The organism is Streptomyces sp. NPDC054863 (assembly GCF_053610825.1).
Genome location: NZ_JBSGZD010000003.1, coordinates 1 through 21,269, shown reverse-complemented (window position 1 = coordinate 21,269; position 21,269 = coordinate 1). Strand labels below are relative to the sequence as shown.

Genomic DNA, 21,269 nt, shown 5'->3' with positions numbered 1-21,269 from the left:
CCTCACCGGGCGCCCCTCCCTCACCCGCCGAAGGCCCAGGATTCGATGTCCCGGTAGTGGATGGGCCCCGGGCCCCTGCCGATGTTGCTGCCGACCAGGTGCAGGCGTGCGGCCTGCCAGGGGCGGCCGGTGAAGCCGGTGAGTCCGGCGGCGGCCTCACCGGCGGCAGTGGGGTCGGTGCGGCGGGCCCGGGCCAGGGTCAGGTGGGGGCGCAGCGGCCGGTCCTCGAAGGGGATGCCGCAGTCCTTGACCACGGCCCGCACCTCGGCGGCGAGCAGGTGCAGTGCGCCGAGGTCGCCGTCGACGCCGCTCCACAGCACCCGTTCGTCGAAGTGCCCGCCGCCGCGCAGCGCCAGGGTGAGGGGCGGCCGGGACGCCGCGAGGTCCGCGAGCGGCGGGCGCAGGAGTGCGGCGGCGGCGACCGGGAGTTCGCCGAGGAACGCCAGCGTGATGTGCCAGTCCTCGATGCGGTTCCACCGCATGCGCGGGTGCGCGTCGTAGGCGGGACGCAGTGCCTGTTCGAGTTCCTCCTTTGCTGCGTCGGGCGGGGCGAGGGCGACGAAGACGCGAACGGTCGCGGGCCGAGGGTGTGCGGTCACATGGGAATTCGTACCGTATGCGGGTGGTGCGGCAGCGTCCGGCCCCTTTGCCTGCCTTGTCTTGCACCTTGCGGATGGGCGCAAAATTTGCTTCCCCTTACATGGACACATGGGGACGCCGGTGTGGCCTTTTCGTGTGCAACCCTTCTGCATGTTCGAAAGTCTGACCTGTCGACGTCCGACGCAGGACGTGTGCGAAAAGTCGACTTTCCCATTCCCCGTTCCATGGCGGCAGGGGGTACCCGGGCATCACGAGGAGTTGAGGATCACATGGGCAACCGTGGCAGGAGCGACCGGAACGACCGAATACGGTCCACCGGCAACCGCCGGAAACAGACCGGTGGCCGGCGCGCTCAGCAGCCCGCCCCCGGCCGGCAGGACAGCCCGCACGGTGACGAGCCCACCCCCGAGTACGGCGGTCGTGCCGCTGCCCGCCGCGCCCGGTCCGGGGGCCGGGGACGTGCGGCGAACCGCCGCGGGAAACGCAGACCTCGCAGCAGAGCCGGAATCGTGGTCCGGGTCCTGGCCGGTGTGGTGCTCGTGGGCGGCGTCGGTCTCGGCTGGATGTACTTCACGCTCGACGGGAACCTCAAGAGCGTCGACATCGAAGGCGCGCTGGGCAACAGCAGGCCGCCGGAGACCGACAACGGTTCCCTCGACATCCTGGTGCTCGGCTCCGATTCGAGGCAGGGCGACGAGAACAACAAGTACGGCAAGGACGTGGGCAACGCACGCTCCGACACCGCGATGATCATGCACGTCCACAAGGGGAGCGAGAAGGCCAGCGTCGTCTCGATCCCGCGCGACACCCTGGTCTCCCGCCCCGAGTGCCAGGGCCGCACCAAGCTCCGCCCGGCCGCCGAACGGCAGATGTTCAACACCGCCTTCGAGATCGGCGGGCCCGTCTGTGCGGTGAAGACCGCGGAGCAGCTGTCCGGCATCCGCATGGACCACTACCTGGAAGTCGACTTCAGCGGCTTCAAGAAGCTCGTCGACACCCTCGGCGGCGTCTCCGTCACCACCAACAAGGCGATCAAGGACCCCAAGAGCCTGCTCGACCTCCCGGCCGGCACCAACCGGTTGAACGGCGAGCAGTCCCTCGGCCTCGTCCGTACGCGAAAGAGCGTGGGCGACGGCAGCGACCTGGGGCGCATCCAGCTCCAGCAGGCGTTCGTCAAGGCGCTGATGGACCAGGTCAAGGACGTCGGCATCTTCAGCAACCCGAAGAAGCTCTACGACCTCGCCGACACCGCCACCCAGACGCTCACCACGGACTCGCAGCTCAGCTCGGTGACCTCCCTGATCACTTTCGCCAACAGCCTCACCGGCATCGAGCCGAAGAACATGAACATGATCACTCTGCCCATCGACTACGACCTCAAGGACAACGACCGCGTCGTCCCGCTGAAGGAACAGTCCGACCTGCTCTGGGCGTCGCTCCGGGCGGACAAGCCGATCCCCGAGTCGGTCACCAAGAACTCGGCGGGCGACAAGGTCGACGCGGGCAAGATCGTCAAGGGGAACTGAACCGGTCAGAGGTCGTCCATGCCCGGAAGTAGGGTCCCGCAGCGCGAGCAACTGCGGGCGCCGTGTTCCGTGGCGAGCCGTGTCCCGAGCCTGGGCGTCCTCGGGCCCTGGTGTCCACCCGCGTCACGGCGGCGGATAGATTTTCGAGCCGACCCTCCGTACGCCTGCCCCTGTCCGTACGCCTACCCCTGTCCGTACGCCTGCCCCTACGTGAAATGCGCTCCCCATGAGTCTCGACGCCGCCCCGCGTCCCGCGTCCGACCACCCCGTCCCGCCGGAACCCGGGCCCGGGACGCGCCGGTGGAGGATCGCGGGCCGGGCTCCGGCACGGCCGGCGCCCGCTGCCGCCCTGCACAGTGTCGGTGTCGCCACCGCCGTTCTGCTGGGGCTCGTCGGCATCGGTGCGGCGATCCACGAGCCCGTACTCATCCCCTCCCTCGCCGCCAGCGCCGCGCTCGTGCACAGTGCGCCGACCATGCCGCTGGCCCAGCCCCGCAGCGTGGTCGTCGGCCATCTGCTGGGGGCCGCGGTCGGCTACGGCGTACTGGCGGCGGTCGGCAGCAGCGCCTGGGCCGCTGCCGTGGCGGCCGGGCTCACCCTGGCGCTGATGACGCTCGCGCGCACCCCGCACTCCCCCGCGTGCGCCACCACCGTGGTCGTCGTGCTCCAGACACCGGCCCCGGCCAGGTTCGTACCGCTGCTGATCGGGGCCGCCGTGCTGGTGGTGCTGACGGAGTACGTCGCCTCCCGGCTGCGGCGCAACGCACCGAAGTACCCCGCCTACTGGTGGTAGGCGGACCGGCGGGCCTCAGGAACGGGGCACGCCGAGCTTCTTCAGGTCGGCCGCGAGCGAGACGATCGCGCCGGGGTTGCGCGGGCTCTCCACCAGTTCCGCGTAGTCGAGGACGACGATCCGGTCGTTCTTGACCGCGGAGACGCCTGCGAGCGGCGGGTAGGACTTCAGGAACTTCCGCTTCTGCTCGGCGGTCGTGTCCCCGTAGTTGTTGATCACGATCACCTCGGGGTCGCGTGCGACGACGGTCTCCCAGCCCACCGTCGCCCAGCTGTCCTTGAGGTCCTTCATCACGTGGTCGCCGCCCGCCCTGGTGATGATGTCGTGCGGCGCGGCGTACAGACCCGAGGTGAACGGCTTGTCCTGCCCGCCGTCGTACAGGAAGACCCGCGGCCGGTCGGCGCCCTTGAGGGCTCCGGCCTGCGCGTCGGCCACCTGCTTGCGGAACTTCGCGACGAGGGCCTCCGCGCGGTCCTCCACGTCGAAGATCCGGCCCAGGTTGCCCAGGTCGGTGTAGAGCGCGTCGAGCGGCGGCATCACGCCGCGGGCCGTGCCGCCCCGCCCGTTGCGGCAGGACTCGCTCAGCAGGTACGAGTCGATGCCGACCTTCTTGAGATCGGCGGGGGTGAAGCCCTCGCCCTCGTTGAAGCCGTAGTTCCAGCCCGCGAAGACGAGGTCGGCGCGGGCGTCGAGGGCCATCTCCTTGTTGATCTGCTTCTTCGAGAGCCACTTGACCTTGCTGTAACCGCCCTTCCAGGGGACGGAGTCCAGGTCGCCCTTGTCGTCGGGCATCACGAAGCCCGCCATGTTCTCTTCGAGGCCGAGCGCGAACATGATCTCGGTGATGCCGACGTCGTTGGTGACCACGCGCTGCGGGGCCTTGGCGTAGGTCTTCTTCTCGCCGCAGTTCTCGACGGTGACGGGGTAGTGGCTTCCGGCGGCCTTGTCGTGGGCGGCCGGGGTGACCTGCGCGCCGCAGCCGCTGAGAGCGAGGGCGGCGACGGTGGCGAGGGCGGCGGGGCGTGTGCGCATGGGGCCGTGGTTCCTTAGGGAGTGGCGGGCTGGAGGCGGTCGAAGAGCAGCTGTACGGCGCCGGACTCCGGGTGCGGCACGCGGTGCGCCCGTACGCCGAAGACCTCGGCCAGCAGCTCGGGCGTGAGCACGTCGTGCGGGGCGCCGTGGGCGACGATCCGCCCCGCGTCGATGACGTACAGCAGGTCGCAGTGGAGGGCCGCGAGGTTGAGGTCGTGCAGTGCGGTGAGCACGGTCAGCCCGCTGCCGCGCACCAGGGCGAGCACATCCAGCTGCTGGGCGATGTCGAGGTGGTTGGTGGGCTCGTCGAGGACGAGCACCCGCGGCTGCTGGGCGAGCGCGCGGGCGATCAGGACGCGCTGCCTCTCGCCGCCGGAGAGGGTGAGGAAGCCGCGCCCCGCGAGGTGGGCGGCGCCCACCCCGGCGAGCGCGCTCGCGCACACCTGCCGGTCCTCGTCGCTGGTCCGGGCCACCGACCGCTGGTGCGGCAGCCGTCCCATCTCCACGACCTCGGTGACCGTGAAGTCGAACTCGGCGACCGCTTCCTGGGGCAGCGCGGCCAGCCGCCGGGCGCCTTCGCGCGCGGTCATCGCGTGCAGGTCGTCGCCGTCGAGGCGGACGGTCCCGCCGGCGGGCCGCAGCGCCCGGTAGACACAGCGCAACAGGGTTGACTTTCCACTGCCGTTGGGGCCGACGAGCCCGACGAGCTGCCCGTCACCGGCGTGCAGCACGACGTCCTCGACGAGGCGCGCACCGGCGATCTCGACGGTCAGGTCCTCGATGTCGATACGCATCACACGCCTCCGAAGCTGTACGAATTGCGGCGCATCAGCAGGACGAAGCACGGCACGCCGATGGCCGCGGTGAGTACGCCGACCGGGAGTTCCACGGGGGCGAGCACCGTGCGGGACAGGATGTCCACCCAGACCAGCAGGACCGCGCCCATGAGCGGGGCGACGGCGAGCAGCCGCCGGTGGTCGGCGCCGACCAGCATGCGTACGGCGTGCGGGACCATCAGGCCGACGAAGCCGATCGCCCCGCTGACCGCGACCACGCAGCCCGTGACGGCCGCGGTCACCAGGAACAGCTCCTTGCGCAGCCGTCCCGCGTCCACGCCGAGCGAGGCGGCGGTCTCGTCGCCCATCGCGAGGGCGTTCAGCCGGCGCGCGGACCACATGAGGTGGGCGAGCCCGCCGATCACGGCTGCGGCGGCGATCGGTACGGAGGCCCAGTTGGCGCCGCCGAGGCTGCCGAGCAGCCACATCATCGCGGAGCGGGCCGCCTCGCCGCGCTCGGCGGCGAAGACCATGAACGTGGTGATCGCCGAGAAGCCGTAGAACATCGCCGTCCCGGTCAGCACGAGCCGCAGCGGCGTCAGCCCGCGCGGCGTGCGGGCGATCGCGTACACCAGCACCATCGCCAGGAGCGCGGAGCCGAAGGCCGCCGCGGACAGCGCCCAGACGCCGAGCGCCCCGAGCGCCCCGAAAAGCAGCACGGCGTTGGCGCCGACGGCCGCACCCGACGAGATCCCGAGGACGAACGGATCGGCGAGTGCGTTGCGCACCATGGCCTGTGCGGCGACGCCGATGCCGGCCAGACCCGCCCCGACGACGGCGGCCAGCACGGCGCGCGGGAAGCGCAGTTCCCAGACGATGGTGTACGTCGGGACCTGCTCGGCGGATATCGTCCCGCCGCTCAGTCCGGCCCACAGATACCGCAGCACCTCGCCCCAGGTGAGCCCGGACGCCCCGATGCCCGCCCCGCAGACGAGGGAGAGCAGGAGGGCGGTCCCCAGGGCGATGACGAGCAGCGGTACGGACGCACGCCGGGGTGGCGCGGGACCGGCCCCGGCGCTGTCACCGGTGCCGACGCGGGCGTGGCCGTCGGCATCGTGGGCATGGGCGTCATGGGCATGGGCGAAGGATGTGGCCACGGGCGGTTCGCTTTCGCCTCGGGCCGTGCGCTGCGCGCCGGAAGCAGCGGCCCGGGACGCGGGGCGCCCTGTGCAGCACCTCTCGCAGTCCACGGCGAATTGTCAGGAGCCTTCACCGCCGCGGGTAATCGGGCTTGCGGAGCGTGGAGTTCGCTCCGCCCACCGTTGCGGGTCAGCGCCGGAATTCGACCGGCTTCCCCCGCGGGGCGCCTGTAGCTTAACGGGTCGGCCGTCGGGGCGAAGGCCGAGCCGCCCCGGCCCCCGCCGTCTGCCGCCCCGGCCCCGCCGTGTGCCGCCCCGGCCCTCACGGTCTGCCGCCCCGGCCCCCGCCGTGTGCTGCCCCGGCCCCCGCGGTGTCAGGACGGCTCGGCGAGAGTCGCCCCGCGGAGGGCCGGGAAGGCGGCGGCCACCGCGAGCGTGGCGGCGACGCAGACCAGGCCGCCGGTGATCACCGCGGTGCGGGCGGTGGTGAGTTCGGCGAGGAAGCCGAGGCCCGCGTTGCCGAGGGCCGGGGAGACCGAGGCCTGGACCATCCAGAGGCTGCTGACCCGACCGCGGAGTGCGTCCGGCGTGCCGTGCTGGAGGAGGGCGGAGCGCAGGGTCTCGGAGATCAGGTCGCCGAGTCCCGCGAGGGCGAGCAGCAGCAGGGCGAGGGGAAGGAGGGAGGTCGCGCCGAAACCGGTGAGGGAGAGGCCCCAGAGCAGTACGGCGCCGATGAGCGCGTGGCCGCCCGCCCGGCCGGTCCAGCCGCTGGTGGCCGCGCCGACCAGGGCGCCGAGCGCGGGAGCCGCGTACAGCAGCCCGACGACTCCGGGGCCGCCGCCGAACTGCTGGTCGGCCAGGACCGGGTAGAGCGCCTGCGGCATCGTGAAGACCATCGCCGCGGCGTCGATGAGGAGCAGGCCGACGATGAGGCGGTGCCCCCGCACGTACCGCACGCCGTCCGCGACGGCGGCGAACGACTGCCTGACCCCCTTGCCCGTGCCGGCGGTGGCGGCGGGAGGCAGCGGCCGTACGAACAGCAGCGCCAGCGAGAAGGCGAGGAAGCCGACCGCGTCGACGGCGAAGCAGGCGGCGAGCCCCGGACCCGCGACGAGCAGACCGCCGACGGCCGGACCGAGCAGGGCCGCCAGCTGGGTGGAGGCGGACGTCAACGCGCCTGCCGCGGCGAGGCGTTCGGTGCCGACGAGGGCGGGGATGGCCGCGAGCATGGCCGGGCCGCCGAGTCCGGCGAAGAGTCCGGTCAGGCCGGTGCAGAGGTAAATGAGCCAGACGTACGGGTCGGCCAGGAGCGCGTTGACCGCCAGCGCGGCTGCGACGAGGGTCAGTGGGAGCCGGGTGGCGAGCATCAGCGTCCGACGGTCGAGACGGTCCGCCAGTACGCCGCCGACGAGCACGCCGACCACCAGCGGGAAGGCCCTGGCGAGGCTGACCAGGCCGACGTGGGCGGCGGATCCGGTGAGCTCGTAGATCTGCCAGGCCACCGCCACGCTGGTCATCAGCGTGCCGAACAGTGCGCCGAGGAATCCGGCGTACAGCAGCCGGAAGTCTCTGCTTTCGCGTAGCGGGGAGAGGTCCATGGCTATGGCCGTGGCGGGGCGTGCCCGGGACATGAGCGGCTCCAGGAAGGGGAGTTGGGGTGGAGTTAGGTGACCCTTGGTCGGCCACTCTGTCGATCGGCCCTCTTAAAGTCAACGGGTGTGAAGTTCAAGGGCTTGCTAGCCTCGTTCCCCGATGAGCAGCGACGACGAAACCCAGCACGCGGGTACGGCCCGGCGCCGGCCGACCCACCGCAAGGGGCGCGCCACCCTGACCCGCGATGCGGTCGGGCGGGCCGCGCTGGAGTTCCTGGGCCGCCGGGGCCCGGCCGAGCTGACGATGCGCTCGCTCGCGGCCGACCTGGGCGTCTCGCCCCGCGCGCTGTACAACTACGTCGAGGACCGGCGCGACCTGATCACCCTCGCCGCCGAGCTGTTCGAGTCCGACTGGCACCCGCCGGAGCTGTCCGCCGCCCCCGGGCTCTGGCGGGACAGCCTGCGTGCCTTCTGCCGGGACCTGCGCGCGCACTACCGGCGCCACCCCGGCATGACCACCCTCGCGCTGAGCGAGAACATCACGAGGGCCAGGCACCCGGTGATGCTGCGCAACGTGGACGCGCTGATCGGGTTCTTCGTGCGGATCGGGCTGCCGCTGGAGGACGCGTACTACGCCTGCATGGAGACGATCCGGCACGTGGTGGGATTCGTTGAGTTCCAGGACGTCCTCCACGACCGCCCGCCCGCACACCTGGACCCCGAGGACCTGGAACGCCTGCCACCGTCCTGGCTGCGCCCGGAGGGGGATGCGGACCCGAAGCCGGAGGTCGAGCTCCCCCACCTGAACCGGCTCGGCAAGCTGAAGCCTCCTTCCCCCGACGCCCAGTTCGAGTTCTCCCTCAGCCTCCTCACCGAGGGGATCGCCGCACGCACCGCCTTGGACGAGGCACAATCCTGAGCATGCCGACGATCACCGCACGCGACCTCAACCGGGCCACACTCCACCGCCAACTCCTCCTGGAACGGCAGCCGTTGAGCGTCGAGGACGCGCTCAGACAGATTGTCGCGCTCCAGGCGCAGCACGCGCCCTCGCCGTATCTCGCGCTGTGGAACCGGCTCAGCGGTTTCGCCCCCGCCGACCTGGACGCCGCGTTCACCGGGCGTGCGGTCGTCAAGGCGACCCTGCTGCGGCTCACGCTGCACGCGGTGCTGGCCGAGGACTACCAGGTGTTCCGCGAGGCGATGCGGCCGACGCTGCGCGCCGCGCGCCTCGGCGACCGCTTCGCCGCCACGGGCCTCACTCCCGCCGACTGCGACCGGCTCGTACCGGAGCTGCTTGAGTTCGCGGACCGGCCCCGGAAGGCCGCCGAGCTGGAGGCCTGGGTCGGGGAACGGGTGGGTGCGGACCTGAAGACCGGGGCGTGGTGGGGGCTGCGGGCCTGTGCGCCGCTGCTTCACGCGCCGGCGGGCGGGCCGTGGTCGTTCGGCGCCCGGCCGTCGTACGTCGCCGCGGGTACGCCCCCGATGCCCGCGGGCCGCGAGGTGATGCCGGAGTCGCTGCAGGCGCTCGTACTGCGCTATCTGGCCGGATTCGGCCCGGCGTCGGTGGCGGACGTGGCCCAGTTCACCCTGGTGGGGCGCACTCCCGTACGTCAGGCGCTGCAGGCGCTCGGTGACGCGGTCGAGCAGCTCGAAGGGCCGGACGGCACCGCCCTGTTCGACGTCCCCGGTGCGCCGCGCCCGCCGGGTGACACACCGGCCCCGCCGCGCCTCATGGCCATGTGGGACAGCAGCCTGCTGGCGTACGCCGACCGCAGCCGGATCATCCCGCCGGACTACCGGCGGCTGGTCATCCGCAACAACGGCGACGTGCTGCCCACCCTGCTGGTCGACGGTTACGTGGCCGGGGTGTGGCGGCCGTCCGACGGCGGCATCGAAGTCACGGCCTTCCACGAGCTGCCGCCCGAGCAGTGGGAGCAACTCGCCGTGGAAGTGCGGTCGTTGACGGCCCTGCTGGCCGACCGCGAGCCCCGTGTCTACAGCCGGTACCACCACTGGTGGGCCAAACTCCCCGACGCGCGGACCCGGCTGCTGCCGGGGCAGTGAGCCGGGCGTGGACGCCCTGCTGCTCTGCGCCCCGTCACGCGCCGACGGCCTGGCGCTGCTCCGTACCGTTCGTACGGCTCGTACGGCTCGTACGCAGGAACACTGCGGCGATGAGGACTCCGACGAGTACGAGTGCCGCATTGACGGCGATGGCGACGCTCACGCCGTCGAGGATCGCCCCCGCGGTGACGGCTCCCGCCGTCGTGGCGGCGACGATCGCGGACATGATCGGGGTGCCCATCGTGATGCCGACCTGCTGGGACATGCTGGCCAGGCCGGTGGCGAGGCCCTGTTCGCGGTCGGGGAGGCCGGTGGTGGCGGTGACCATGAAGCCGACGATGACGAGCATGTTGCCGACGCCGCCCAGGAAGGTGGCGGGCAGCAGCAGGCCCATGGAGGCGGAGGTCGGCCCGAGCAGGAGCAGGATCGCGGTGAAGGCGGCCTGGAGCAGCCCGCCGGCGACCAGCGCGGTCAGGGTGGAGGTGCGGGAGATGACCTTCGAGGCGAAGATGCCGCCGACGACGGTGCCCAGGCCCAGGACTCCGAAGGAGATGCCCGCGGTGAGGGCGGAGAAGCCGAGGGTCTTCTGCATGTAGAGGGTGAGGAGGTAGACGAGGGAGGTCTCGGTGACGAAGGCGAGCAGGCCGAGCACGTTGCCCCACGCCACGGTCGGCTTCTTCAGGACGTGCAGCGGGACCAGCGGCTGGGCCGCCCTGCGCTCGACGAGGTGGAAGACGAAGAGGAGTACGGCGCCCACGAGCAGTCCCGCGAGGGCGACGGGGTGGGTCCAGCCGTGTTCGCCGGCCTGGGTCAGTCCGTAGACGATGCTCAGCAGGCCGAGGGTGACCGAGAGCGCGCCGGGAAGGTCCATCTTCGGGCGGTCGGCGGGACGGGACTCCTTGATGACGGCGGGTGCGACGAGCAGGACGCCGACGGCGACGGGCACGTTGATGAAGAACGCCCAGCGCCAGGAGAGCAGATCGGTGAGTACGCCGCCGAGGACGGCTCCGGTGGTGAACCCGGCCGACATCAGCGCCCCGTTGAGCCCGAGCGCCTTCTGCCGCAGCGGCCCCTCGGGGAAGGCGGTGGTGAGCAGGGCGAGGCCGGCCGGAGTGGCGGCGGCGGTGGCCAGGCCCTGGGCGACGCGGGCGACGAGGAGCACTTCGGGGCTGGTGGCGAGACCGCCGACCAGGGACGACAGGCCGAGCAGTCCGATGCTGGCGAGGAAGATCCGCCTGCGGCCGATGAGATCGCCGATGCGGCCGAAGAAGAGGGTGAAGCCGGCGGCGCTCAGCGCGAAGGAGGTGGCGATCCACTGGAGGTGGGAGAGGGAGAAGCCGAGGCCGTCGCCGATGGCGGGCAGCGCCACGTTCAGGATCGAGAAGTCGACGGCGAGCATGAACTGGGCGATGAGGAGGACGGCGAGGACCACCTTGAGGTTGCCGGTGAGGCGCTCGGGCCGAGTGCCGGGCCGGGCTTCGGCGGCGTCGGCCGGTGCAGGCGCAGTGGTGGTTCTGGACATGGCGGAGATTCCTTCCGATCACTTAAACGGGACTGGAGTTCCGTTACGTCGAAGAAAGTAGCACCCTCGCCTCTCGTAAGGGAACCCCAGTTCCGATTAGACTTCTCGTATGTGCGCACCCCTCGCACGCCCCCTCTGCCGAAGGAGCCAGCCATGACGGAACCCACCGCACCCGGCACCGTCCGTCCCGGAGGCCGCACCGCCCGCGTGCGCGAGGCGGTCCTCGGCACGGCGGGCGACCTCCTCGCGGAGCACGGCTTCACCGCCCTCGACCTGGCGGAGATCTCCCGTATCGCGGGGGTCGGCAAGACGACCGTCTACCGGCGCTGGGGCACCCCGGGCGCCCTCGCCGCCGACCTGCTCGACGACATGGCCGAACAGTCCCTCCCCCGCGCCAGGACCGGCAGCGCGGAGAAGGATCTCCGGGAGAACGCCCGCCTCGTCGTCAGGACCCTCACCGACCCCCGTCAGGGCCGCCTCTTCAAGTCCCTGATCGCCGCCTCCCTCTGCAACGACCAGGCCGCCCGGGCCCTGCACCGCTTCTACGCCGTACGCATCACCGAGTGGGCGGGCTGCGTCACCGACGCGGTCGAACGCGGCGAACTGCCGGCCGGGACCGATCCGCGCCGGGTGGTCGCCGCCGTGTCCGCACCCCTCTACTACGCCTTCCTCAACACCGGCGAACCACTGGACGAGACGGCGGCGGACCGCGCGGCGGCTGCGGCGGTGGCGGCTGCACGGGCGGGGGCGATGAGCTGACGGCACGGCGCCGCTACGCCTGCGAGATCCGGGGGATGAAAGGATCACTGCCATGACTGACGACGCTCAACTTGCCCTGGTAGCTGCCCAGTCGGGTGCGGCCGTGGTGCGCGACATGTACGGGACGGCGATGGCGCGGGTCGAGAAGTCCGCCGGTGACTTCGCGACGGCCGCCGACCTCGCGGCGGAGCGGACCATCCTCGACGTCCTGCGCGCCGCACGGCCCGACGATGCCGTGACCGGCGAGGAGAGCGGCCACACCGGCGCGGACGGCGCACGGCGCAGATGGCTGGTCGACCCGTTGTGCGGCACGCTCAACTACGCCGTGCACACCATGCTGGTCGCGGTGAACGTCTCCCTCCGGGTGGATTCCGACATCGCGGCGGCCGCGGCTGCCGACCCGTTCTCCGACGAGGTCTTCTGGACCGACGGCGTACGCGCCCGGGTCCGCCGGAACGGCGCGGACGAGGAGCTGACCCCCTCGTCGGCCTCCCGTCTGGTGGACCTCAACCTCGATCCGCCGTTCCCCCACGCACCGGGCTTCCGGGCCGCCGGCCTCCTCAACTCCCCCGAATTCGCCGAGCACTTCAGGCCACGCGTCGTCTCCACCACCCTGGCCCTGGCCTGGGTCGCCGCCGGCCGACGGGCCGCGTACCTCACGGACGGCGGCGATCTGCGCGACAGCGTGCACTTCGCGGCCGGTATCGCCCTGTGTGAGGCCGCAGGCTGCGTGGTGACCGGCATCGACGGGCGCCCGCTCGACGCAAGCACGGGCGGCCTGATCGTGGCGGCCGACCAGCAGACCCACGCCACCCTGCTGAAGCCGGCCGGGCACCGGCTCCCGCACGACGGATCCTGACCGAAGCCACCGCGCCTGCCGAAGAATCCGGCTGCACCTCCACCGCCCCCTGCGGCACACTCCCACCATGAGCTCCGACGTGCCCCGACCCTCGCAGCAGCACGCGCTCCGCCACGTCGGAGCCCTGTCTTCGGGCGGGCCGCTCGACCCCCGGCTGCGCATCACGCTCAACTTCCACCCGGACCGCCTGACCGGCGGGCGGCCGATCCTGGAGAAGCTGGCGGAGGACGGGACGTACCTCCCCCAATTCGTCACGGGCACCAGCAACGGAGGGCTGACGGCCCGCCCGGGCGGCGACAGGTGGCGCTGGGAGAGCCGCATCTTCGGCGGCGCGTACGACCACGCCCCGGCCCAAGAGCGCCCGGTCTACGGCGCGTTGAACTTCCGGCAGCAGGCCGTCGGTGCGGCGCCGCGCTTCGGCTCGGCCCATCTCCGGCTGACCGGGCAGAGCCTCGCCCGGGCCACGTTCTGCTACCCGGACAGCTTCACCGAGCCCTCGGACTTCGGTGTCGCCGCGCGGATGTCACTCATCGAGCTCGCCGAGGCCGACCACCAGGACGCGCTCGACGACTACATCGAGGCCCAGGTGCACGGCCCCGTCAGACTCGACCACGACGTCGAGGCCCTGGTCCTGGACCCGAGCTTCCGCGGCACGGCGGTGGAGGCCGACGCCCGCCGGCTTCCGTTCCCCGTCGAGTGGCACCCGGGCCTGCGCCTCGGCGTCGCGGACCTGCGCCGCCACCCGGAATACCGGGGCCAGGAGTACGTGGACCTCGGCGCCGAGATCGCCGAGGACGGCCACCTCGACCCCCGTATCGTCGGAGCCGCCGCGAACACCGGCCGCCACGACCCCCAGTCCGTCAAGAAGGTCTGGCACTACCTGGCCCGCTTCGGCTCCCCCACGGGCCCTCCCCCGGACTCCCCCACCGCCACGGAGCCGCCGACGGCCGCCGCGAACGCCGCCGGGTTGTCGAACATGACGTTGTGACCCGCCTCGGGCACGTGGACGACCCGTACACCCGCGGCCACCAGAGCGTCCTCGCCCGGGAGTTCGCCGCTGCGTGAGCCCTGGACGTACACCCGGTCGGTCTTCAGCTCCTCCAGCATGTGGCGCACGGTGGGCCGGGTGCCGCGTACGAGCCCCACGGCGCATCGGTGCAGGGCGAGGGGGTCGGCGAGGCGCATCGTGGCCGCCCACAGGGGGCCGACCTTCGCCAGTGCGCGCGCATGGCCGCCGCCCGTCACGAACTCGTCCTCGGTGCAGCCCGCGATGCCGCTGCTGCCCGCCGCGGCCGGCGGATTCGGGTCGAGGTTGCCCTCCGTGACGACGAGGCGCGAGACGAGGTCGCCCCGCCGGTGGGCGAGGACGACCGCGACCGCGCCGCCCATGCTGTGCCCGACGATCTCGGCCCCTGCCACCCCTGCCGCGTCGAGGGCCGCGGCGAGAGCGTCCGCGTGCTCCTCCAGCGTGTAGCCGAAGTCCGCGGGCCTGTCGCTGATGCCGTGTCCCGGCAGGTCGACGAAGAGCGAGCGCCGCCCGGCCAGTTCGGCCCTGGCCGCGATGTGCGCGTGGTACACCGTCGAGGCCGAGCCGAGCCCGTGCACGTACACCCGCGCGGGCCCCGCCCCGTCGACCTCGGTCCAGCGGATACAGCTCTCTGCGTGGAACGTCGCCTGTTGCATGGGGCCTGCCCTCCGTCTTCCGGTTCGGATCCCGTCGATCCTCCGCGACCATACATCGCTCACGTAGTACTACGTACTCGATGTATGACGCAGCCGTCGGCGTGCGCCAGAATGAGGGCATGCTGGAGCTCGCCATCCTCGGTTTCCTCTACGACGCCCCCCTGCACGGCTACGAACTGCGCAAACGCATCACGGCGCTGACCGGACACGTGCGGCCGGTCGCGGAGAGCACCCTGTACCCGGCCATCAAACGGCTGGAGAAGGCGGGACTCCTCGCCCGCGAGACGCAACCCGGATCCGCGGCGGCGCCACGGCACGTCCTCACCCTCACCGAGGAGGGCCGCACCGAGCTGCGGCACAGGCTGCGGGAACCCGCCAGGTCCGACATCACCGACGAGAACCGCTGGTTCACCGTGCTGGCATTCCTGCGGCACCTGGACGCACCCCGGGAGCAGGCCGGCGTGCTGCGGCGCCGGCTCGACTTCCTGGAGGAACCGGCCAGCTTCTTCTACGACGGGGAACGCCCGCTGCGTGCCGAGGAGTTGGCGGATCCCTTCCGACGCGGCGTCCTCACCATCGCCCGGGCCACCAGCCGGGCCGAACTGGCCTGGCTGCGCGACACCCTGGCCTCCCTCGACACGTAGCATCGGAAGCCGATATCGGTTTCGTCACTACTTCCAAGGGGGTGCCCGGCATGCGGGAATTCCAGCGGGCGGCGGTGCGGCTGCACATCCTCCACCACGCTGCCGCGCAGGAGATCCACGGCGCGTGGATGACCGAGGAGCTCGCCCGGCACGGCTACCGGATCAGCCCCGGCACCCTCTATCCGACCCTGCACCGCCTTGAGGCGGACGGACTGCTCGTCTCCGAGCAGCAGGTGGTCGACGGCCGGGCCCGCAGGGTCTACGCGGCGACCGGGGCCGGCCGGGAGGCCCTGGCCGAGGACCGCCGGGCGCTCAGGGAGCTGGCCCGCGAGGTCCTCGGCGGCGAGGCTCCGTAAGTCCGGGAGCAGGTCCGGGAGCAAGTCAGGGACCAGGTCCGGGTGCAGCTCCGGGTGCAGCTCCGGGTGCAGGTCCGGGGCCCGGTCCTACGCCCTGCGGCTCGCCGACCCGCGCCGTACCCCGTACACGGCCGCGCCCGCAGCCAGCACCGCGGCGCCCGTGACGACCGAGGCCTCCGGCAGGGCGAAGGCCAGGAGCAGGCAGCCGGCCAGACCGGCGAGCGGAATGATCCGGGCCGGGCGTCCTTCGGCCGGAGTCAGGGTCCAGGCAGCGGCGTTGGCGATGGCGTAGTACGCCAGCACGCCGAACGAGGAGAAGCCGATCGCTCCGCGCACGTCCGCCGTCGCCGCCACCGCGGCGACCACCGCGCCCACGACCAGCTCCGCCCGGTGCGGGACCTGGAACTTGGGGTGGACGGCGGCCAGTGCGTGCGGAAGGTGCCGGTCGCGGGCCATCGCCAAGGTGGTGCGGGAAACGCCGAGGATCAGCGCGAGCAGCGAGCCGAGCGCGGCCACCGACGCACCGACGCGCACCACCGGCACCAGCCAGTCGGCCCCTGCGGCCCTCGCCGCGTCCGACAACGGCGCCGCCGCCGCGCCGAGTTGCTGCGGACCCAGCACCGCCAGGACCGCGACGGCCACGAGCGCGTAGACGACGAGTGTGATGCCCAGCGCGATCGGGACGGCCCGTGGAATGGTGCGGGCCGGATCGCGGACCTCCTCGCCCAGGGTCGCGATGCGGGCGTAGCCGGCGAACGCGAAGAACAGCAGGCCGGCCGCCTGCAGCACCCCTGTGAAGGTGGCGTCGGAGCCCGTGGCCGACCGGGTCGCGTCCGCCGGGCCGGACGTCAGGCACGTCACGACCACCACGGCGAGCATCGCCAGGACCACGGCCACGACGATCCGGGTCAGCAGCGCGGACTTCTGCACGCCCGTGTAGTTGACCGCGGTCAGTGCCACCACCGCGGCGACCGCCACGGCGTGTGCCTGCCCCGGCCAGACGTACGAACCGACGGTCAGCGCCATCGCCGCGCACGAGGCGGTCTTGCCGACCACGAACGCCCACCCGGCCAAGTACCCCCAGAACTCGCCCAGCCGCTCGCGACCGTAGACATAGGTGCCGCCGGACGCCGGGTAGCGGGCGGCCAGCCGGGCCGAGGACGTCGCGTTGCAGTAGGCCACCACGGCCGCCAGCGCCAGCCCGATCAGCAGCCCCGAGCCCGCCGCCCGGGCCGCGGGCGCCAGCGCGACGAAGATCCCCGCACCGATCATCGACCCCAGGCCGATCACCACGGCGTCTGTCACCCCGAGGCGCCGCCGCAGCTCGTCCGGCAGCCCCGCAGAAGTGGGCGCGTTCGACATGAGCTCGCTCCTCCGGTGCGTGACGCACCTCGTTATGGGATCCGATATCGGCTCACGATATCTGAAGCGGCACGGTCGGCGCCGGGAAGTACCGCTGGTGCGGCCGGTGTTCAGCCGATGTTCACGACCCGGGCCCAGTCCGGCGGGATGTCCGGTACGTAGTCCGGGTCGTTCTCGTTCCACGAGGCGGATCCGAACCGGCGGTTGAAGAGGCCGACCACCGTCCGGCAAGGGGGCCTGCTGCCCGGCCAGGGGGTCTGGCCGTCGGTCAGGGCCACGATGACGTCCGGGCGGGGGTGCGTGCGCAGTGCCGCGGCGAAGCCGGTGCGCAGGTCCGTACCGCCGCCGCCCACCAGCTCGATGCCCTCGGCGCGGCACAGCGGGTGGGCGACGCGGGCCGCCGCGTCGCAGGACAGCACCTTGATCAGGTCGCGCCTGCCGCCCACCGCACGGGAGATCGCGGCCACTTCGAGCAGGGCGCTGCCCAGTTCGGTGTCGCTGACCGAGCCGGACGTGTCGATGACGACGGAGACGTGGGGCGGGCGGCGGCGCAGGCTGGGCAGGACGACGCCGGGCAGACCGGCCGAGCGGCGGGAGGGGCGGCCGTAGGAGTAGTCCTCGCCCGCACCCGATCCGGAGGTGGCGGCCCGGAGTGCCGCACCCAGCAGGTCCCGCCAGGGCTGCGGCGGGTGGAAGGCCTGTTCCGCCCAGCGGCGCCAGCCCTCCGGGGTGCTCCCCGGGCGGGCCTTCATGCCCTGGGCGACGCGGAAGCGGACCGCGTCCTGTTCCTGAGCACTGAGGCCGTGCGCACCGTCCGGGCCCAGGTCCCACTCGCGTTCCAGACCGTCGGCGCCGCTGCCGCAGTCCAGCCAGGACAGGTGGTGGGTGCGTGGGCCGAGGCGGAACTGGCGCAGGTAGTCCTCCATGAGCTCGCCGTCGGAGAGGCCCAGCGACTGCGGGTCGACGGCGCCTTCGGGCTTGGCCAGCCCGTCGCCGAACGCGTCGTCGTTGATCTCGCAGTCCGCGGCGATGTTCATCCGCAGCCGCTCCGCAGGGCCGGTCAGTCCGCGCTGCTTCGCGACCCGGTCGCTGCGTCCGTGGTGGTCGCGCAGCAGGTGGGACACCTCGTGCACCCAGATGCCCGCGAGGTCCTCGACCGGTGTGCGGTCCACGAACCCCGGTGACGCGTAGCAGCGCCAGTGCCGGTCGACGGCCATCGTGGGTACGGACCGGGAGGCCACGGTGTGCAGGGCGAAGAGCGCGGTCGCCAGGTAAGGGCGGGCGCGGGCGGCCTGCAGACGGGCGGCGAAGAGCTTGTCGAGGTCGAGGCCCAGGGCTCCGATGCCCGGCGCGCCCTCCTGTACGTACGTACTCATCGGCCCATCCTGCTGTACCTGCGCACTCATCGGCCCTTCCGGTACGTGCGTACGCATCGGCCCTTCCTGTACCTGCGTACTCATCGGCCCGCCCCCGCCTGTGCGGTGGCCGCGACCCGGCCCGCGGCGCGGTCCGCCCGCTGCGACAGCTTCACCGCGCCCGCGAGCCGCTCGATCGACTCCGGTACGTCCCAGTCCTGTTGGCGCAGTGTGGCGAGGGTCGTCGCGGGGACGACCACCAGGTCGGGGGCGCCGGTCTCCATCGCCCGTACGAGAAGTGCCCACGCCGCGTCCCACCGGGCCCGCTCGGGCCGGTTGCGCACCGCGGCCACCACGCCGTCGAGCACAGCCTGCCGCAGGTCCCCGCGCTCGGGCAGTTCGGCGGCGGCCGGGTCGGCGAGCAGCATCTCCGGATCCGGCAGGTCCATCCGGTCGATGGCGGCCAGCAGTTCCAGCCCGGGGCCGTCCCCCACCGTCCCCCTGACCAGCTGCGACAGTACGTCGCGGTCCGATCCCGCCGCGGTCGCGAAGGCGATGAGACACAGGGTCATCTCCCAGCTGCGCGGCGACGGCCACGGCCCGCCCCTGCGGGTCTCGCTGGTGGGCAGCCGGTGTACGAGCGTGGGGCGGGCGGCGAGCAGCCCGCAGACCGCGCGCCGGGCGAAGGTCACGGCCTCCGCGAGCCGCTGCGGGTCCAGTTGGGGGAGGCCGGCGCGGGGCCACGTACCGCCGAGGCCCCGTACGACGACTTCGTGGTCGTGCGTCCACTGGAGGTGTACGAACCGGTTGGCGAGCGGCGGGCTGAGCTCCCAGCCGTCGGCCGCCGAGGAACGCGGATTGGCGGCGGCCACGATCCGCACGTCCGGCGGCAGTTGGAGGGAGCCGATGCGGCGTTCCAGTACGAGGCGGAGGAGGGCGGCCTGCACGGCGGGCGGCGCGGTGGACAGCTCGTCCAGGAACAGCAGCCCCCGTCCGGCGCGCACGAGCCGCACGGCCCAGTCCGGCGGAGCCATCGGAACGCCCTGCACGGCGGGATCGTCGCCGACGACGGGCAGCCCGGAGAAGTCGGACGGCTCGTGCACGCTGGCGATGACCGTGGTGAGGGGAAGATCGAGGGACGCGGCGAGCTGGGTGAGGGCGGCGGTCTTGCCGATGCCGGGCTCGCCCCAGAGGAGTACGGGCAGGTCGGCGGCGACGGCGAGGGTGAGCGCTTCGAGCTGGGTATCGGGACGGGGCTCGGTGGTGGTGTCCCTGAGGAGGGCCAACAGGTCGGCAGCTACGCCGAGTTGGGAGGTGGCGGCGTCGGCGGTGGAGTCGATGTCGAGGGCGGAGAACGGAGCGTATGTGGTCAAGCTTGATCACCTTGGGTGTGAGGCGGGGCGGGTGGGTGCGGGGTGAGCGGGGTGTGTGAGGCGAGCGGGGTGTGTGAGGCGAGCGAGGTCGGCGGAAGCGCCCGTGGTGCGGCGGGGCAGCAGGAGTTGCGCCCGGCCGGGGGTCAGCGGCGGGCGTGGCGGGGGTGGGGGATGCGGTCCGGGACCGGATAGCGGCCGGGCCTTGTGCGGAGTGGGCTGATCCGGCCGGTTCCGGAGCCGGAACCGCTGCCGTTTCCGCTTCCGCCGCCGGCCAGGCCGGCCCTGAACAGTCCGTACGAGATCCGCCGACGGGCGGCAGCTTCCAGTTCGTCCCGCAGCGGGCCGTTGCGCATCAGCGCGCCGGGGCCGATCAGGCCCTCGACGACGGCCAGCGCGCCGGCGATGTCACCGTGGTCCAGACGTTCGCGAACTCCCGTGAGGCAGTGCGGATTGCGGTGTGCCTCGTCGATGGCCTGGAAGCAGGGCAGTGGAGTGCCGGTGAGCGCGGCCAGCAGTTCCTCGCGGCGGATCTCGCCGGGGTCGTGGTCCAGCGCGGCCAGTACGCCGTCGACCAGCCCGATCCGGTGCCGGGCTCCCCGGCAGTCCACCAGGTGCGGATCCCCGGTCCCCCGGTCCGGGGGAGCGCCCGAGGCCGCATCCGGTGTCCGCGCCGAATGGTCCCGCGGCATCAACGGTGCCAGCGCCGAGGAGACCAGCGGATGCAGGCGGTCGGCCTCGATCGCACCGGTACGCAGCAGTTCGAGGTCGGGCAGCATCCAGGTCGCCGCGTCGGGAAGCAGAGGCAGCGAGGCGGGCACGGACCGCGGGGTGCCGCGTCCGGCGGTCACCTCCGAGATCCGGGGAGCCTGCGCGCGCTCGTCCCCGTCCGGCTCCAGGAGCAACTGCCGCCCCCCGACCCGTACGCGCACGGCATCCGTACTGGTCAGCCCGTCGGCCAGCAGCAGGATCCGCGCCTCGGCCGCCCACCGGTCGACGGCACAGCGGTGCCCGTCCGGCAGGACGTCCGACGGCTCGGGAGCCACCCCCGACCCCGCCCGGAGCGGCAACTCGTCGGCCCTGCGCACGTCCCACAGATGACGGTGCAGATCGAGCCTGAACCGTCGACCGGGATGGGGGTGCGGGTGCGGATACCGCCAGCGGTCGCCCGTACCGTGGGATCCGTCCCACAGCGCCAGGCTCATCCGCTGTCCGGCGTCCGCCCAGGCCGGCGGGGTCCGCACGACGAGATGGAGCGCCCCTGCGCCGAAGTCCCCGTACCTGGCCAGGGAAACGGTCAGCCCCGGCCGCAGCAGCCCGTCGGGGGCGATCCTCGGCATGTGCCAGCGCAGCAGGTCGGGCGCGAGGGCGCGGAGGTCGTCCCGTATCCGGGCGGCGGTCTCCTGGCCGTACGCATGCGCCACGGCGCGCAGTTGAAGGTCTACGTCGATGGCTGCGGCGGCGCACGCCCCTGCCCAGTCGCCTTCGCGGCGGCGGGCGGTCGCAGTCTCGATCATGGACGGCGGCACGGCGAACTCGCGTACGCGCCGCCAGAAGGAAGGTTGCGGGAAAGCCTTGAAGGAAGGTTGCGGGGAAGCCCTGTTCGCGGTCTCAGTGAGCATCAGCACTCACCTTGCGCGGACGGGTCCCCCAATCTGTTCATCACTGGAGTCGTCATCGCGGGGAGCATAGCCCGCCCGGCTCCGGAACCGCCAGGTCTTTTGACCGGCGGCGAACGGGCGGCCCGCGGAGGGAATGCCGTGGGGCCCGGGCCGCCCCCGCGCGCCGGGGCCCCCGCCGGCGGCCGGGCGCACAGGGTGCCCGCGCCCGCCGA

At 72.6% G+C, this 21,269-nt stretch carries 20 protein-coding genes and 1 riboswitch; of the genes, 9 read left to right on the top strand and 11 right to left on the bottom strand.

The annotated features are described in order from the left end of the window. Window positions 1-20 precede the first annotated feature (20 nt). On the bottom strand, window positions 21-599 hold the full coding sequence (gene thpR, locus ACWGIG_RS01210; protein WP_453319374.1) for an RNA 2',3'-cyclic phosphodiesterase: 579 nt from the start codon (window positions 597-599) through the stop codon (window positions 21-23). 270 nt (window positions 600-869) lie between these two features. Here thpR and ACWGIG_RS01205 point away from each other — a divergent pair, with 270 nt between their 5' ends. Continuing rightward, window positions 870-2,126, top strand: coding sequence for an LCP family protein (locus ACWGIG_RS01205; RefSeq protein ID WP_453319373.1), 1,257 nt, complete (start codon window positions 870-872; stop codon window positions 2,124-2,126). 226 nt (window positions 2,127-2,352) lie between these two features. Further along, a complete protein-coding gene (locus ACWGIG_RS01200; protein WP_453319372.1) occupies window positions 2,353-2,919 on the top strand; it encodes an HPP family protein in 567 nt (188 codons plus the stop codon). Window positions 2,920-2,934: 15 nt separating this feature from the next. On the opposite strand, the gene ACWGIG_RS01195 is transcribed toward ACWGIG_RS01200, so the two are convergent. The 4 genes from ACWGIG_RS01195 to ACWGIG_RS01180 form a co-directional block, all read right to left on the bottom strand. Next, entirely contained in the window at window positions 2,935-3,951 is a 1,017-nt protein-coding gene (locus ACWGIG_RS01195; protein WP_453319371.1) for an ABC transporter substrate-binding protein, read from the bottom strand. Between the two features lie 14 nt (window positions 3,952-3,965). Beyond that, window positions 3,966-4,745, bottom strand: coding sequence for an ABC transporter ATP-binding protein (locus ACWGIG_RS01190; RefSeq protein WP_453319370.1), 780 nt, complete (start codon window positions 4,743-4,745; stop codon window positions 3,966-3,968). After that, complete coding sequence (locus ACWGIG_RS01185; protein ID WP_453319443.1) at window positions 4,745-5,761, bottom strand: FecCD family ABC transporter permease; 1,017 nt, start codon at window positions 5,759-5,761, stop codon at window positions 4,745-4,747. Before ACWGIG_RS01185 ends, ACWGIG_RS01190 begins: the two co-directional genes overlap by 1 nt. A gap of 225 nt (window positions 5,762-5,986) precedes the next feature. Further along, window positions 5,987-6,130: riboswitch (cobalamin riboswitch) on the bottom strand. A gap of 110 nt (window positions 6,131-6,240) precedes the next feature. Next, a complete protein-coding gene (locus ACWGIG_RS01180; protein ID WP_453319369.1) occupies window positions 6,241-7,497 on the bottom strand; it encodes an MFS transporter in 1,257 nt (418 codons plus the stop codon). A gap of 121 nt (window positions 7,498-7,618) precedes the next feature. Here ACWGIG_RS01180 and ACWGIG_RS01175 point away from each other — a divergent pair, with 121 nt between their 5' ends. Together ACWGIG_RS01175 and ACWGIG_RS01170 are read left to right on the top strand one after the other, a co-directional pair. After that, window positions 7,619-8,377 carry a TetR/AcrR family transcriptional regulator gene (locus tag ACWGIG_RS01175; protein ID WP_453319368.1) on the top strand — a complete coding sequence of 253 codons (759 nt, stop codon included), beginning with the start codon at window positions 7,619-7,621 and terminating at the stop codon, window positions 8,375-8,377. A gap of 2 nt (window positions 8,378-8,379) precedes the next feature. Continuing rightward, window positions 8,380-9,525: a winged helix DNA-binding domain-containing protein gene (locus ACWGIG_RS01170; RefSeq protein ID WP_453319367.1), complete on the top strand. Its 1,146-nt coding sequence runs from the start codon at window positions 8,380-8,382 to the stop codon at window positions 9,523-9,525. Window positions 9,526-9,559: 34 nt separating this feature from the next. Here the strand turns inward: ACWGIG_RS01170 and ACWGIG_RS01165 are convergent, their stop codons facing one another. Continuing rightward, window positions 9,560-11,047, bottom strand: coding sequence for an MFS transporter (locus ACWGIG_RS01165; protein WP_453319366.1), 1,488 nt, complete (start codon window positions 11,045-11,047; stop codon window positions 9,560-9,562). Window positions 11,048-11,200: 153 nt separating this feature from the next. Here ACWGIG_RS01165 and ACWGIG_RS01160 point away from each other — a divergent pair, with 153 nt between their 5' ends. From ACWGIG_RS01160 to ACWGIG_RS01150, 3 genes are all read left to right on the top strand, one after another. Further along, entirely contained in the window at window positions 11,201-11,806 is a 606-nt protein-coding gene (locus tag ACWGIG_RS01160) for a TetR/AcrR family transcriptional regulator C-terminal ligand-binding domain-containing protein (protein WP_453319365.1), read from the top strand. 52 nt (window positions 11,807-11,858) lie between these two features. After that, the gene (locus ACWGIG_RS01155; protein ID WP_453319364.1) at window positions 11,859-12,665 is read left to right on the top strand and encodes an inositol monophosphatase family protein; all 807 of its coding nucleotides are present in this window, start codon (window positions 11,859-11,861) and stop codon (window positions 12,663-12,665) included. 67 nt (window positions 12,666-12,732) lie between these two features. After that, on the top strand, window positions 12,733-13,653 hold the full coding sequence (locus ACWGIG_RS01150; RefSeq protein ID WP_453319363.1) for a DUF3626 domain-containing protein: 921 nt from the start codon (window positions 12,733-12,735) through the stop codon (window positions 13,651-13,653). Here ACWGIG_RS01150 and ACWGIG_RS01145 read toward each other — a convergent pair. Continuing rightward, window positions 13,542-14,348 carry an alpha/beta fold hydrolase gene (locus ACWGIG_RS01145; protein WP_453319362.1) on the bottom strand — a complete coding sequence of 269 codons (807 nt, stop codon included), beginning with the start codon at window positions 14,346-14,348 and terminating at the stop codon, window positions 13,542-13,544. The genes ACWGIG_RS01150 and ACWGIG_RS01145 overlap by 112 nt on opposite strands. A 119-nt stretch (window positions 14,349-14,467) precedes the next feature. Here ACWGIG_RS01145 and ACWGIG_RS01140 point away from each other — a divergent pair, with 119 nt between their 5' ends. Both ACWGIG_RS01140 and ACWGIG_RS01135 read left to right on the top strand, forming a co-directional pair. Next, a complete protein-coding gene (locus ACWGIG_RS01140; protein WP_453319442.1) occupies window positions 14,468-14,992 on the top strand; it encodes a PadR family transcriptional regulator in 525 nt (174 codons plus the stop codon). Window positions 14,993-15,042: 50 nt separating this feature from the next. Then, a complete protein-coding gene (locus tag ACWGIG_RS01135; protein ID WP_453319361.1) occupies window positions 15,043-15,348 on the top strand; it encodes a PadR family transcriptional regulator in 306 nt (101 codons plus the stop codon). A gap of 87 nt (window positions 15,349-15,435) precedes the next feature. On the opposite strand, the gene ACWGIG_RS01130 is transcribed toward ACWGIG_RS01135, so the two are convergent. From ACWGIG_RS01130 to ACWGIG_RS01115, 4 genes are all read right to left on the bottom strand, one after another. After that, window positions 15,436-16,710, bottom strand: a complete 1,275-nt coding sequence (locus ACWGIG_RS01130; protein ID WP_453319360.1) for an APC family permease — start codon at window positions 16,708-16,710, stop codon at window positions 15,436-15,438. A 110-nt stretch (window positions 16,711-16,820) separates the two neighbouring features. Next, window positions 16,821-18,086, bottom strand: a complete 1,266-nt coding sequence (locus ACWGIG_RS01125) for a vWA domain-containing protein (protein ID WP_453319359.1) — start codon at window positions 18,084-18,086, stop codon at window positions 16,821-16,823. An 80-nt stretch (window positions 18,087-18,166) separates the two neighbouring features. Next, window positions 18,167-19,405, bottom strand: coding sequence for an AAA family ATPase (locus tag ACWGIG_RS01120; RefSeq protein WP_453319441.1), 1,239 nt, complete (start codon window positions 19,403-19,405; stop codon window positions 18,167-18,169). 176 nt (window positions 19,406-19,581) lie between these two features. Continuing rightward, window positions 19,582-21,057: a hypothetical protein gene (locus tag ACWGIG_RS01115; protein WP_453319358.1), complete on the bottom strand. Its 1,476-nt coding sequence runs from the start codon at window positions 21,055-21,057 to the stop codon at window positions 19,582-19,584. Between the last annotated feature and the right edge of the window lie 212 nt (window positions 21,058-21,269).